The 13,795-nt window shown below is 72.6% G+C and carries 12 protein-coding genes; 7 read left to right on the plus strand and 5 right to left on the minus strand.

Features of this window, described 5'->3' with window-relative positions:
* Nucleotides 1–261 precede the first annotated feature (261 nt).
* Complete coding sequence (locus ACQP03_RS04880; RefSeq protein WP_433461133.1) at nucleotides 262–1,482, plus strand: multidrug effflux MFS transporter; 1,221 nt, start codon at nucleotides 262–264, stop codon at nucleotides 1,480–1,482.
* A 53-nt stretch (nucleotides 1,483–1,535) separates the two neighbouring features.
* Here ACQP03_RS04880 and ACQP03_RS04885 read toward each other — a convergent pair whose 3' ends face one another.
* Nucleotides 1,536–2,201, minus strand: coding sequence for a hypothetical protein (locus ACQP03_RS04885; RefSeq protein WP_357129996.1), 666 nt, complete (start codon nucleotides 2,199–2,201; stop codon nucleotides 1,536–1,538).
* 23 nt (nucleotides 2,202–2,224) lie between these two features.
* Here ACQP03_RS04885 and ACQP03_RS04890 point away from each other — a divergent pair, with 23 nt between their 5' ends.
* Nucleotides 2,225–2,743, plus strand: coding sequence for an acyl-CoA thioesterase (locus ACQP03_RS04890; protein WP_355048801.1), 519 nt, complete (start codon nucleotides 2,225–2,227; stop codon nucleotides 2,741–2,743).
* A 197-nt stretch (nucleotides 2,744–2,940) separates the two neighbouring features.
* Nucleotides 2,941–4,911, plus strand: a complete 1,971-nt coding sequence (locus ACQP03_RS04895) for an acetoacetate--CoA ligase (RefSeq protein ID WP_357129992.1) — start codon at nucleotides 2,941–2,943, stop codon at nucleotides 4,909–4,911.
* Between the two features lie 317 nt (nucleotides 4,912–5,228).
* On the opposite strand, the gene ACQP03_RS04900 is transcribed toward ACQP03_RS04895, so the two are convergent.
* Nucleotides 5,229–5,918 carry a TIGR03089 family protein gene (locus ACQP03_RS04900; protein WP_433460370.1) on the minus strand — a complete coding sequence of 230 codons (690 nt, stop codon included), beginning with the start codon at nucleotides 5,916–5,918 and terminating at the stop codon, nucleotides 5,229–5,231.
* Nucleotides 5,919–6,070: 152 nt separating this feature from the next.
* Between ACQP03_RS04900 and ACQP03_RS04905 the strand changes: the two genes are divergently transcribed.
* Both ACQP03_RS04905 and ACQP03_RS04910 read left to right on the plus strand, forming a co-directional pair.
* Nucleotides 6,071–7,216 carry a glycosyltransferase family 4 protein gene (locus tag ACQP03_RS04905; RefSeq protein ID WP_357129986.1) on the plus strand — a complete coding sequence of 382 codons (1,146 nt, stop codon included), beginning with the start codon at nucleotides 6,071–6,073 and terminating at the stop codon, nucleotides 7,214–7,216.
* Between the two features lie 64 nt (nucleotides 7,217–7,280).
* Nucleotides 7,281–8,372 carry a mannose-1-phosphate guanylyltransferase gene (locus ACQP03_RS04910; RefSeq protein WP_357129983.1) on the plus strand — a complete coding sequence of 364 codons (1,092 nt, stop codon included), beginning with the start codon at nucleotides 7,281–7,283 and terminating at the stop codon, nucleotides 8,370–8,372.
* 49 nt (nucleotides 8,373–8,421) lie between these two features.
* Here ACQP03_RS04910 and ACQP03_RS04915 read toward each other — a convergent pair whose 3' ends face one another.
* Entirely contained in the window at nucleotides 8,422–9,006 is a 585-nt protein-coding gene (locus tag ACQP03_RS04915; RefSeq protein ID WP_396832711.1) for an NUDIX hydrolase, read from the minus strand.
* 338 nt (nucleotides 9,007–9,344) lie between these two features.
* On the opposite strand from ACQP03_RS04915, the gene ACQP03_RS04920 reads away from it, so the two are divergent.
* Nucleotides 9,345–10,343, plus strand: coding sequence for an ArsR/SmtB family transcription factor (locus ACQP03_RS04920; protein WP_357129977.1), 999 nt, complete (start codon nucleotides 9,345–9,347; stop codon nucleotides 10,341–10,343).
* Between the two features lie 122 nt (nucleotides 10,344–10,465).
* Here ACQP03_RS04920 and ACQP03_RS04925 read toward each other — a convergent pair whose 3' ends face one another.
* Both ACQP03_RS04925 and cofD read right to left on the minus strand, forming a co-directional pair.
* A complete protein-coding gene (locus ACQP03_RS04925; protein ID WP_357129974.1) occupies nucleotides 10,466–11,554 on the minus strand; it encodes a coenzyme F420-0:L-glutamate ligase in 1,089 nt (362 codons plus the stop codon).
* On the minus strand, nucleotides 11,551–12,522 hold the full coding sequence (cofD, locus tag ACQP03_RS04930; RefSeq protein ID WP_357129971.1) for a 2-phospho-L-lactate transferase: 972 nt from the start codon (nucleotides 12,520–12,522) through the stop codon (nucleotides 11,551–11,553). Before cofD ends, ACQP03_RS04925 begins: the two co-directional genes overlap by 4 nt.
* A 98-nt stretch (nucleotides 12,523–12,620) precedes the next feature.
* Here cofD and ACQP03_RS04935 point away from each other — a divergent pair, with 98 nt between their 5' ends.
* On the plus strand, nucleotides 12,621–13,709 hold the full coding sequence (locus ACQP03_RS04935) for a hypothetical protein (RefSeq protein WP_433460374.1): 1,089 nt from the start codon (nucleotides 12,621–12,623) through the stop codon (nucleotides 13,707–13,709).
* The last annotated feature ends 86 nt before the right edge of the window (nucleotides 13,710–13,795 follow it).

Below are 13,795 nucleotides of genomic sequence, written 5' to 3' on the forward strand. Positions count from 1 at the left end.
TATTGAATTCCTCGATCGGCAGACGACGGCTACCAGGGTGCGGGGGTGGCCTGGGGACCGGGGCCTGATCGACCCGGTGCGGGCCCGCTCCCCCGGGTACGTGAGCGCCGCGCGGGAATCTTGATCCACCTCCATGGCGTTGCAGCCGGGAGAGTCACCCCGCCCCGGCCTCGTCGACCTCGATGACGGCGCTTCCGCACCCGGAGAGAGATCAAGTTGGCGAAGCCCACCCCCGAGCAGGACGCGCTGCCCGGCGACCTGATGACCAACCGCCAACGCACGCAACTCGTGCTCGTGCTCGGTGCGTTGATCGCCATCGGCCCCCTGACCATCGACATGTACCTGCCGGCGCTGCCGGCCATCACGACCGGCCTGCAGACCACCGAGACCGCCGTGCAGTTGACGCTCACCGGCACGTTGATCGGCCTCGCGCTGGGCCAGTTGCTGATCGGGCCGGTCTCCGACGTGGTCGGCCGACGCCTGCCACTGCTCGCCGGCCTCGCCGCGCACATCGTGGCGTCCGTACTGTGCGTCGTCGCGCCCAACATCGCCGTGCTCGGCGCACTACGCGTCCTGCAGGGCCTCGGCGTCGCCGCCGCCACCGTGGTCGCCACGGCCGTCGTCCGCGACCTGTTCAGCGGCGCGTCGTTCGCGCGGATCTTCTCCCGGTTGATGCTGGTCATGGGTCTCGCCCCGGTCCTCGCGCCGACGCTGGGCAGCGGGCTGCTGCGCTGGACCGAGTGGCGCGGCGTGTTCGCGGCGTTGGCCGTACTGGGCGCGTTGCTGATCGTCGTCGCGGCCATGAAGCTGCCGGAGACCCTCGACGTGTCACGCCGCCGGCACGGTGGTGTCGCGGCGACCCTGCGGGACTACCGAGGACTGGTGAGCGATCGGGCCTTCGTCGGTCTGGTGCTGGTCGCCGGGCTGGCCATGGCGTCGCTGTTCGCGTACGTCTCCGGGTCGTCCTTCGTCCTCCAGCGGGAGTACGGCCTCGACGAGCAGCAGTTCGGCCTGGCCTTCGGCGCCGGCGCGGTAGGCCTGATCGGGGCCACCCAGTTCAACGTCCGGCTGCTGCGGCGCTACACGCCACAGCAGATCCTCGTCCTGGCCCTGGTCGCCGGGACGGCGGCCGGCCTGCTGCTGGTGCTGTTCGCCGCCACCGGCATCGGGGGCCTGGGCACCCTGCTCGCGTCGCTGTGGCTGGTGTTGGCCGCGGCCGGTCTGGCCCTGCCGAACGCGCCGGCGCTGGCCATGAGCCGGCACAGCGAGGCCGCCGGTACGGCCGCGGCGCTGCTCGGCGCCGTCCAGTTCGGCGTCGGCGCGCTGTCCGCGCCCCTGGCCGGGCTGTTCGGGACGGGGAGCGTACCGATGGCGATCGTCATCGCGGGCGGCATGGCCGCGGCGCTGGCGGTCATGGTCCTGGTCGTGCCCCGCGCCACCCTCGGCGCGGTCGACCCGGACCTGGCCGTCGCCGTGCACTAGTCGCGTTCGCGCGGGTCTGGTCGGGCGGGCCGGGTTTCCGGCCCGCCCGACGGTCAGCGGATCTCGGTGGTGTCCTCGGGCCGCGACTGACCGCGCGGCGGCGCGGACCACGGCGATTCGCCGCCCACCCGGCGCGGCAGCGGCTCGGTCGGCGTCGGATCGGCCGGGTAGCCCAGGGTCAGCGGCGCGGTTTCGCGCTCCGCCGGTTCGGACGACGACCAGTCGGTCAGGGTGAAGTCGTCGCCGCGCGGTGCGTCCACCGGGGCCGGGGCGGCGGCCGGCACGGTCACCGGCTGCGGCCACCGCCGCCAGCGTTGACCGCTGAACGTCGCCATCAGCAGCAGCAGACCGATCAGGAAGAGCGTGCCGTTCTCGACCGGCAGCCGCAGCGGCAGCGGGTCACCGAACACCTTCCACTCGTGCGGGATGGCGTCGCGCACCTCGAACGGTGCCACGAACATCCCGATGTACGGGGTGACCAGCAGCAGCCCGGCCAGCAGTGGCCCCGCCGGCGAGAAACGCAGTGTGCCGAGCAGCCCGAGCAGGACACCGCCGACACCGAGGTACACGGCCGGTTCGATCAGGTTGGCGGTGTTGAAGGTGCCGATCTCCACCCAGCGGTCGACCGTCCGGCTCGACCCGTCCTGCCCGAGCGTGACAAGCACCCACGTGATGGGTGCCACCACCAACCCGGCGAGGAAGCTCCAGAGATGTCGCATCCGCGCACCGTACCGTTTCCGGCATGACCGAGCACCTCTCCGCCGCTCCGACCGGCAAGCCGACGTCGTACTCCCGGGTCACCCTCAGCAAGATCATGACTGCGGTGGACGTCAACCTCTACGGAACCGTCCACGGCGGGGTCCTGATGAAGTTCGTCGACGACGTGGCCGGTGCCGCTGCCGCCCGGCACAGCGGCGGGACGGCGGTCACCGCGGCGATCGACGAGATCGTCTTCTCCGAGGCCGTCCGGGTCGGTGACCTGGTGCACGCGCACGCCCAGGTCAACTGGACCGGGCAGACCTCGATGGAGGTGGGGGTGCGGGTGGTCGCCGAGCGGTGGGACTCGGCCGAGGACGCGCCGGTCCGGGTCGCCACGGCGTACCTGGTCTTCGTCGGGGTGGACGTCGGCGGCGCGCCGCGCACGGTCCGCCCGGTGCTGCCGGAGACGCCGGACGACGAACGCCGGTACCGGGAGGCGGAGATCCGCCGCGAGCACCGCCTGGCCCGCCGACGGGCCATCCAGGCGCACCGGGCCGGCTGAGCTCGAAGGAAGGGCCCCTTCCTAACGCTAAGCGTTAGGAAGGGGCCCTTCCTTCACCCACATGGGTTGGCGCGGTGGAGTGTGGGCCGGGCACGCGTCGATCGGCCCACCCGGTGCGCAGAATGGCGCTTCGAGGTAGGGCAAGATGGCGCCACGGCCCATGCACAGTGTCGTGCGGCCGGGGGGAGGGTGGAGCAGTGGGTGACGTGCTGTGGACGCCGCCGGCGGACGTGCTCGAGCGGTCCCGGATCGGCGGCTACCTGCGCTGGCTGCGGGAGCACCGCGGGCTGGACTTCGCCGACTACGACGCGCTGTGGCGCTGGTCCGTCACCGACCTGGACGGGTTCTGGCGCTCGATCTGGGACCACTTCGAGGTCATCGCGCACACCCCGCCGACGGCCACCCTGGCCGAGCGGACCATGCCCGGCGCCCACTGGTTCCCCGACGCCACCCTCAACTACGCCGAGAACGTGCTGCGCATGCCGGGCCGCGCCGACGACGACCCGGTCGTCATCGCGCACAGCCAGACCCGACCGCCGGTCACCCTCACCGCCGCCGAGCTGCGCGAGCAGGTCCGCCGGGTGTCGGCCGGTCTGCGCCGGCTCGGCGTCACCGCCGGGGACCGGGTGGCGGCGTACGCGCCGAACATCTCCGAGACGTACGTCCTGCTGCTCGCCACCGCCAGCCTGGGCGCGGTCTTCTCGTCCTGCGCGCCCGAGTTCGGCACCCGCAGCGTCACCGACCGGTGGCAGCAGATCGAGCCGACGGTGCTGGTCGCCGTGGACGGCTACCGGTACGGCGACAAGCCCGTCGACCGGCGGGCCGAGGTCAAGGCCATCCGGGCCGCCCTTCCGTCGGTACGGCACACCGTCGGCATCGCGTACCTCGACCCGAACGGCCCGACGCCCGACGGCGTCCTCGACTGGGCGGACCTGGCCGCGCCCACCGACGAGCCGTTGACGTTCACGCCGGTCCCGTTCGACCACCCGCTGTACGTGCTCTACTCCTCAGGCACCACCGGGCTGCCCAAGCCGATCGTCCACGGCCACGGCGGCATCCTGCTGGAACATCTGAAGATGCTCGCCCTGCACCACGACCTCGGCCCGTCCGACCGGTTCTTCTGGTTCACCACCACCGGCTGGATGATGTGGAACTTCCTGGTCTCCGGGCCGGCGGTGGGCGCGGCCATCGTGCTCTTCGACGGCAACCCCGGCCACCCCGACCTCGGCGGGCTGTGGCGACTGGCCGCCGAGACCGGCACCACCTACTTCGGCACCTCGGCGCCGTACCTGCTGGCCTGCCGCAAGGCCGGCGTGGTGCCGCGCGAGATCGCGGACCTGTCCGCGCTGCGCGGCGTCGGTTCCACCGGCGCGCCGCTGCCCGCCGAGGGCTTCCAATGGGTGTACGACACGGTCGGCGACCAGGTGCAGCTCCAGTCGCTGTCCGGCGGCACCGACGTGTGCACGGGCTTCGTCGGCGGAGTGCCGCTGCTGCCCGTGTACGCCGGAGAGATCGCCTGCCGTGCGTTGGGCGCCAAGGTGGAGGCCCGCTCGGCCGACGGCACCCCGGTGATCGGTGAACTGGGCGAGTTGGTGATCACCGAGCCGATGCCGAGCATGCCGGTGGGCTTCTGGAACGACCCGGACGGCGTCCGCTACTCCGAGGCGTACTTCTCGGTCTACCCCGGTGTGTGGCGGCACGGCGACTGGATCACCATCAACGACCGAGGCGGCTGCGTGATCACCGGACGCTCCGACGCCACCCTCAACCGCGGCGGCGTACGACTCGGCACCGCCGAGTTCTACTCGGTGGTCGAAGGGCTCGACGAGGTCGTCGACTCGGTCGTCGTGCACCTGGAGGACGACGAGGGCGGCGCAGGCGAGCTGCTGCTCTTCGTCGTGCTGGCCGACGGCCTGGAACTGGACGACGCGCTGCGCACGAAGATCAGCCGTGAGCTGCGTACGGCGCTCTCCCCCCGGCACGTCCCCGACGAGATCCACCAGGTGCGCGCGGTACCCCGAACCCTCTCGGCCAAGAAGCTTGAGGTACCGGTCAAGAAGATCCTCACCGGCACCCCGGTCGACGACGCAGCGGCGAAGGGCGCCCTGGCCAACCCCGAGTCCCTGACCGCCTTCGCCACCTTCGCCCAGTCCCGCCCCCACCCCTGACCCGGGGCTCCGGACGCCCGACCCCCGCCCCCACATCGCCCCCACCCCCACAGGCCCCGGCTCCGCGCAGGGCTCCCGCCCCCGCACGCGTCGATCATGGAGTTGTGGTGCCCCGTAAGGGGTGCATATCCCTGCCATTCGGCCACCACGACTCCATGATCGACCCGGCCTGGCCCTGGAGCCCCGCGATCTTGCTCTTTCTGTCGCCGCCTAAGGGGCATTCCACGCGTATCGGCAACCGAAACTGCAAGATCGCGGGTGCGGGTGCGGGTGCGGGTGCGGGTGCGGGGGGTGTGGGGGCGGGGTGCGGGTGCGGGCTACGGGAGGGAGTGGGTGACCTTTTCGCTGGACAGTCGGGTAGCCAGACGGGTTGGGTCCAGGTTGGCGCAGAGGACCACCGTGGCGGCCCGGGTCAGCGGCGCGAGGAGCCAGTCGACCGGGTCGGGGTAGCGGGCGGCGTCGACCAGGAGACGCGCGCCCCGCTCGATGCCCAGCTCGTCGGCGCGGGCCTCGGCTCGGCTCAGCAGGTGCGCGTCGGTGGGGCCCGGACCCGGCTGTGGGGTGAAGTGGTCGCCGTGCCCGCGTACCTCGACCACATAGTCGGCGAAACCGGGCGGCGCCTGCCGCAGTGGGGCGGCGAGCGGGGCGAGGCCCAGGGCGTAGCGCTCGTCCGCCGGCCAGGACTGCGCCTCGTCGAACCGGTCGGCGGCGGCGAAGAGGACGTCCACGTTTCCCGGCGTGTCGAGGACGCTCAGCTTGGCCGACCAGCAGCCCAGCAGCACGGCGGCGGTCTGCCAGTGCGGAGGGAGCAGGACGCCGGCCGGTGTGCCCGGCGCGAGGCCGACCTCGTCGACGAGGAGATTGGCGGTCTTCGACACCCAGTTCGCCAGGGTCGCGCCGGAGAGTTCGGTGCGGTCTCCGGTGGAGTCGTCGTACCAGGTCAGCAGCGGTCGAGTCGGGTCGGTCGCGATCGCGTCGGCGAAGACCCGGGCAATGTTGTCGGCCATCGGCGCGAACGATACGCCTCCGCGCCCCGTACTCGATGACGATGACAAGTCGGCGTACGGTCGGGTCGCAGTCAGCGTCCGCCCCGTACTCCGGCGTAGGCTTTACCCCCGGAGTGTTGTTCCCCACAGACCCACCCGCAAGGAGTCGCCCCGTGACCGCCGGTCGCCCGCCCCGCGTGCTCATCGACGCCACGAGTGTCCCCGCCGACCGTGGTGGTGTCGGTCGATACGTCGACGGTCTGCTCGGCGCCCTCGGCAAGGTGTGCGGGTCGGGGGTGGAGCTGGCCGTGGTGAGCCTCCGCACCGACCAGGAGCGTTACACCCGGATGCTGCCCGGCGCGGAGATCATCCCCGCCCCGGCGGCGGTGGCGCACCGCCCGGCCCGCCTCGCCTGGGAGCAGACCGGCCTGCCGCTGCTCGCCCAGCAGGTCGGCGCGCACGTGCTGCACTCGCCCTTCTACACCTGCCCGCTGCGGGCCGGGTGCCCGGTGACGGTCACCGTGCACGACGCGACGTTCTTCACCGAGCCGGAGCACTACGACAAGTCTCGCCGGACGTTCTTCCGCAGCGCCATCAAGACGTCGATGCGCCGCGCCGACCGGGTGATCGTGCCCAGCAAGGCCACCCGTGACGAGTTGATCCGGCTGCTCGACGCCGACCCGACCCGCATCGACGTGGCCTACCACGGCGTCGACCACGCCGCCTTCCACGCGCCGAGCGAGGATGAGAAGGCCCGCGTACGTGCTCGGCTGGGGCTGGGCAACAGCAGCTACGTCGCCTTCCTCGGCGCCAAGGAGCCGCGCAAGAACGTACCCAATCTGATCCGGGGTTGGGCTCGCGCGGTGTCCGAGCGGACCGACCCGCCGGCGCTGGTGATCGCCGGCGGGCAGGGGCACGACGACGACATCGACCGCGCGGTGGCCGAGGTGCCGTCGCACCTGCGCCTGCTGCGTCCCGGTTATCTGCGGTACGCCGACCTGCCCGGCTTCCTCGGCGGTGCGCTGGTCGCCGCCTACCCGTCGTACGGCGAGGGGTTCGGCCTGCCGATCCTGGAGGCGATGGCGTGCGCCGCCCCGGTGCTGACCACGCCCCGCCTGTCGCTGCCCGAGGTGGGTGGCGACGCGGTCGCGTACACCTCGGAGGACCCGGACCAGATCGCCACCGACCTGGCCGCCCTGCTGGACGACGAGCAGCGCCGGTTGTCGCTGGCGAAGGCCGGCTTCGACCGGGCCAAGGAGTTCACCTGGGAGTCCAGCGCCGAGGTGCACATCGCTGCGTGGAGTCGTGCCCGTTCGTGACCGTTCGGGCGCCCTCGTGGTGACCCGTGCCACTGCGGGACGATGCGTCGGGCATGATGTGCGGATGCTTTATGCGGTCATCCCGGCAGGTGGCAGCGGCACAAGGTTGTGGCCGTTGTCCCGCGCCGGCCACCCCAAGTTCCTCCACCCGCTGACCGGCACCAGTTCCTCGCTGTTGCAGGCGACCGTGGAGCGGCTCGCGCCGCTGACCACGCCGGATCGGACCCTTGTGGTCACCGGCGCCGCGCACGTCGCGGCGGTCGCCCGGCAGCTCACCGGGCTGCCGGAGGAGAACATCCTGGTCGAGCCGTCCCCCCGGGACTCCTGCGCGGCGATCGCGCTGGCCGCGGCGGTGATCGCGGTCCGCGATCCGGAGGCGGTGATGGGCAGCTTCGCGGCCGACCACCTGATCCGTGACCCGGACAGCTGGGTGCGTACGGTCCAGGAGGCGGTCCGGGGCGCCGAGCAGGGCATGCTGATGACCGTCGGGATCACCCCGACCAGGCCGGAGACCGGGTACGGCTATCTGGAGACCGACGAGGCCACCGACGGCGCCCCGTGGCGGCAGGTGGCCGAGTTCAAGGAGAAGCCGGCAGCCGAGGTCGCCGAGGCGTACGTCCGATCGGGTCGACACCTCTGGAACGCCAGCATGTTCGTCTGGCGGGTGGACGTGTTCCTCGCCGAGCTGGCCCGTCAGCAGCCGGCGCTGCACGCTGGGGTCACCGCGATCGCCGCTGCCTGGGGCACGCCGGAGCAGGACGATGTCCTCGGCACGGTGTGGCCGACGCTGCCGAAGATCTCCGTCGACTACGCGGTGATGGAGGGCGCGGCCACCGCGGGCCGGGTGGCCACCGTGCCGGGTGACTTCGGCTGGAACGACGTCGGCGACTTCCACACCCTCGGCGACGTGCTCCCCGCGGATGACGCGGGCAACGTGGTGCTCGGTACGGACGCCAAGCCGGGCGTGCTGCTGCGGGACACCGCCGACCTGGTCGTGGTGCCACAGTCGGGTCGGCTGGTGGCGGTCATCGGTGTGCGTGACCTGATCGTGGTGGACACCCCGGACGCGGTGCTGGTCTGTCCGCGCGAGCGGGCCCAGGACGTCAAGCTGCTGGTCGACGAGCTCAAGGAGCGCGGCGAAGAGGGCTACATCTGACGTCCGGTGCGTGACGCTGGCGACGGGAACTCCCGTCGCCAGCGCTGCGTCACCACCTTTGGAGGGCGGTGAGGGCCGGCTCGACGAGTTGTGCGGTCCCGCCGGCCAGCGGCTCGGGCAGCCGGTCGGGCGGGAACCACCCCAGCGCCTCGGACTCGTCGCTGACCTGCTCGACCGCGTCGGCCGGGGCGACCACGGCGAACCGGATGTCGTAGTGGCGCGAGCCGCCCTGGCACTGCACCTCGTGCACGTCGATGTCGATCGGCACCGGGTCGATGCGCAGCCCGGTGATGCCGGATTCCTCGGTGGCCTCGCGCAGCGCGGCCCCGACAAGGGTCCGGTCGACCGGCTCACAGTGCCCGCCGAGCTGCACCCACCGGCTGAACTTGGCGTGTAGGCAGAGCAGTACCCGCGCCCCGGTCGGGTCCAGCACCAGCGCGCTCGCGGTGACGTGGCCGGGGCGGTGTTGTCGGCTCATCGCGATCGGCCCGGCGGCGAGCAATGCGAGGGTGCGATCCCGTGCCTCGGCCGACGCCGAGCTGGTCGGCTGCCAACCTTCGAGCAGCGCGACCGCGTCGGCGTGCAGTGCCGCGAACGTCGTGGGATCGATGGGGTCGACGGTGGGTCCGGTCATCGCGGTGTCGGGCATCCCGTCACTCTACGAGCGGTCGGCTCTCGGCCTGGCCGGCGACGCGTACCACGGCGGCGGGGTGACCGGACGACACCTCTGCGGAGCAAGGGCCGCAGACCCTCGTGGTGCCGCCCGATCACCGGTCCTCCCCAGTCCCGGTGCCCCGGCGTCGAACGCGTCAAGGACGCGTCGGTGCCGTGCGCGGGCACTGGAAGCATGCCTAACCGTCCCCGAGGGCGTCGAGGTTTTTCAGTCCAGGCTTAAAGATGGAGATAACTGCCGGCCAGGTAGAGTCGAAATGGCCGTCCGGCATCCCTCTGCCGGCGGCACGGGAGTGCTCCATGCTGAAGATCCACTTTTCCGGCGAGGACATCCTCCGGACCCGGGTGGCACCGGCGGCCGACCCGGTCTGGGAGTTGGTCCTCAGCCTGCACGCGTTGCAGAGCCGCAACCGCGACCCGCTGACGTCGGCGTGGCGGCACACCGTGACCCGCGGGCTACGCCGGGACATCGCCTCCGACCAGCTCCGACTGCTCTTCGCCCTGAATCCGCCGCGCGGCTACTTTCCCGACTTCCTCACCCCGTACGCCAGTGTGGAAGGTTTCGAGGCAGGCTTGGAAGCGGTTCGCAGCACGCCGATCGAGGTGCTCCAGCGGGACCTGACCCTGGTGGCCGCCGAGAACCCGCTGCCCGCCTCGGCCGCCGCGCTGGCCCGTGGCGACGTGGCGACACTGCGGCACCTCGCGGATTCGATGGAGCAGTACCGGGCGTTGGCGATCGGCCCGTACTGGAGCCGGATCCAGGCCGCCGTCGCGGCGGACCGTAACCGTCGTGCGCGCGCCCTCCTCGACGGCGGCGTCGAGGCCCTCCTGACCAGCCTGCGCCCGACCATGCGCTGGTCGGGCGGGGTGCTCGAGGTGCGTGACTACCCGCACAGCCGCGAGTTGCACCTGGACGGGCGAGGGCTGCTGCTGGTGCCGTCGTTCTTCTGCGCACCCACGCCGGTCGCCCTGCTCGACCCGGCGCTGCCGCCCGTCCTGGTCTATCCCGTGGACCGGCTGGGCGGCCTCGCCGCCGCCGACGGCGAGGCGTCGGCCGCGACCGGTACCGGCCGTGACTCGCTGGCCGCGCTTCTCGGCCGGACCAGGGCCGCGGTGCTACAGGCCAGCGACGACGGCTGTACGACGGGTGAGATGGCCCGTCGGCTCGACATCTCCCCGGCGGCGGCGAGCCAGCACGCCACCGTGCTGCGCAACGCCGGCCTGCTCGTCAGCCACCGCGACCGCAACACCGTGCTGCACACGCTGACCCCGCTGGGCCGAGCCGTCCTGGAGGCCTAACCCCACCCCACCCGATTCATCATGAAGTTATTGCCCGGACACGCCGAGGCAGCGGGTAATAACTTCATGATCAATGCCGAGGTCGGCCGGGCCGGGCGGGGCCGGGCGGCCGGGTGGCGGGATTACAGGGCTAGGGCGGCGCTTGCTGGGCTGCCGGCGGGTGGGGGCAGCAGCGTCGAGCCGACGCCCTCGGCGGCCAGGGCGATGCGCAGCCGGTGCAGGTCGGCGCCGAAGCGGACCAGGTCCATCGGGTCGACCGGCGCCGGGGCGGTGCCGAGTACCAGCGCGGTGGCGTCGGTGGGCCAGCCGGGCACCTCGGCGACCAGGCCGGCGCGTACCTCTGCCTCGTCGACGAGCGTGAAGACCGTGCCCGGGGTGACCACCTCGGCCACCGCGTCGAGCGCCCGCCGCACCGTGGCGGGGTCGATCGGCTCGGGGCCGACGGTCTCGACGAGGGTCGCGGCGTCGGCCAGCCCGGCGGCCCGGGCCTCGGCGGTGCCCAACGAGAAGAGGTCCTGCGCGGCGTCCCGGACCAGCGCACGCGCGCCACCGGAGTCGTCCGCGCCGGTGGCGGTGAGGTAGCCCCGCACCACTGCCACCGGGACCTGGTCACACTTACCCTTGATCAACTCGCCGGCGCCCGCCAGCTCGTCCACCACGGCCATCTGGGTGAGCTGGAGCTCGTTGCCGTACGGGTCGACCTCGCCCCGGTGGTCGCGGATGGCCGGCATGCCGGCGACCCCGAGCGCGACGTCGGTCAGCCCGTTCCGCCAGGGCCGGCCCATGGTGTCGCTGACGATCACCGCGACGTCGAGGTCGTACCGTTCCCGGAGCGCGGCGCGCAGCTCCCGTGCCGACGCGTCCGGGTCCACGGGTAACAGCACCAGCCGGGTCTTGTCGACGTTCGACGCGTCGATCCCGGCGGACGCCATCACGAACCCGTGGTGGGTCTGCACGATCCGGGTCGCGCCCCGGCTGGCCACGACCCGCGCGGTCTCGGCCGCCAGCACCTCCTCGCGTGCGGCGAGCCGCTCGGGCCCGTCCGCCGGGACGTCGACCAGGCGCCCCTCCGCCTTGGAGACGATCTTGCTGGTCACCACCAGCACGTCGCCGTCGCGCAGCCACGGCGCGGCGGTGGCGATCAACGCCGCCAGGTCGTCGCCCTCGGTCACGTGGCCGATGCCCAGCACCGGCAGGATCTCCAGCCTCACGTCAACTCCACCGCGGCGCGGACCATCGCCGCCGTCGCCGCCTCGTCGGTCATCCGCAGCGGCACCGCGCGGACCGTCACCTCCGGCACCAGCGTGTCGGCGTCCTCCTCGGCGACCAGCCAGCCGTCCAGCAGGCCGCCGGCCGACCGGCCACCGTACAGGCGGCCCACCCCCGCGGCGCTGCACTCAACCCCGAGCACCTCGAGACAGCGGTCGGCCATCCCGCGTACCGGCGCGCCGCCGATGATCGGCGAGACCCCCACCACCGGCGCCGGGCCGTCCACCACGGCCTCACGCATCCCGGGTACGGCGAGCACGGGCGCGACGCTCACCACCGGATTGCTCGGGGCGACCAGCACCAGGTCGGCCGCCCCGATGGCGTCCAGCACACCCGGTGCCGGCTTCGCCGTCTCCGCGCCCACGAACACGAAACGGTGGGTCGGGATGTTCGCCCGGTACCGCACCCACCACTCCTGGAAGTGGATGGCCCGCTGGCCCTGGTCGTCCTCGGCAGCGGGCTCACCGCCGCCGCTGACGATGGCGTGGGTCTCCAGCCGGTCGTCGGTCGCCGGGAGCAGGCGTACGCCCGGTTGCCAGCGGCTCGCCAGCGCCTCGGTGACCGCGCTGAGCGGGTAACCACCGTTGAGCATGGTGCTGCGGACCAGGTGGGTGGCGATGTCCTTGTCGCCGAGGCCGAACCAGGTGGGCTCGACGCCGTACCCGGCCAGCTCCTCCTTGACCGTCCAGCTCTCACCGACCCGGCCCCAGCCCCGCTCCGGGTCGGCGCCGCCGCCGAGGGTGTACATGACGCTGTCCAGATCGGGGCAGATCTTCAACCCGTGCAGCCACAGGTCGTCGCCGACGTTGACCACGGCGGTCACCTCGGCGTCGACCTCGCGGGCGTACGCCCGGACGCCGAGCAGGAACCGGGCGCCCCCGATGCCGCCGGCCAGAACCACGATGCGCATGTCGACCATCCTCGCGTACGTGACGCCTCCGGTCCGCCGGTGCCCGGGGAGACTAGGCTCACGTGCGCCCTGTCCGTCAATGCCCCGAGGGGGAGCTCGTGACCAGCCCCGCCGAGCCCGCGTCCGCCGACGCGACGCAGGCCCGCCAGCTGACCAAGCCACTGCGCGAACTGGGTGCGCTCGCCCTGCTCGGCGCGAACGCCGTGTTCCTTTTCGTGGGGCTGCTCCGGTTGCTCATTCCGGCCGACTACACCGACTTCACCGGTCGGGCGGGCAGTTCCTTCTTCTCGTTCATCGGGGTGGAGGCGGTGGTCCTGCCGTTGCTGGCCGTGCTGCTGGCGACCCACGTCGCGCCGGTGCTGCCGAAGGCGAAGCTCATCACGCAGGTGGCGCTCGGCGAGTACGCGGTCAGCGCGCTGTTCGGCACGCTCACCATGCTGATCTGGACGGTCGGCCGGCTCGCCGAGGCGGAGATCCTCGACGCGCTGCTCGGCGTGCTGACCCGCTTCGCCTGGCTGGTGATCTTCGCGGTGGCCGCCTGGGTGGTGTTCACGATCTGGCGGGCGTTCTACTACGTGCCCAAGCCCAAGCCGCAGCAGGGCGTCTACGGGCAGCCGCCGCAGGGCTGGCCGCAGCAGCCCGGTGGTTGGCCGGCCCCCGGTCAGCCCGGTGGTCAGCCGCAGGCCGGTTGGGCCGCCCCCGGCCAGCAGGGCGGCTACCCGCAGGCGGGTCAGCCGGGCGGCTACCCGCCGGCGCAGTTCCCGGGCCAGTACGGCCAGCCGTCGCCGCCGTTCCAGGCCCCGCAGTCCGCGCCGCCGTTCCCCCAGTCCGCGCCGCCGCACCCGCAGTCAGCACCGCCGTTCCCGCAGTCCGCGTCGCCGGCCAACCCGGGCCCGCAGTCCGCGCCGCCGGCCCACACCGGCCCGCAGTCCGCCCCGCCGTTCCCGCCGGCCAACCCGGGACCGCAGTTCGCGCAGCCCGCGCCACCGTTCGGGCAGCCGCCGTCGGCCGACCCGACCCAGGCGATCCCGCGTCAGTCGGCCGAGCCGAGCCCTGCCGACCCGACCCAGGCGATCCCGCGTCAGTCGGCCGAGCCGAGCCCTGCCGACCCGACCCAGGCGATCCCGCGTCCGGCGAACGAGGACAACGACCGCACCCAGCACATCAACCCCGAAGGCCCGCGCTGACCTGCACACCGCCAACCTCGCGCCGATCTTGCACTTTCGGTTGTCGGTTCGCGTGAAATACCCCAGGTGCCACCACAGAAAGTGCA

Origin of the sequence: Micromonospora sp. CA-248212 (assembly GCF_050948405.1) — a bacterium.
Classification (GTDB): Bacteria; Actinomycetota; Actinomycetes; order Mycobacteriales; family Micromonosporaceae; genus Micromonospora.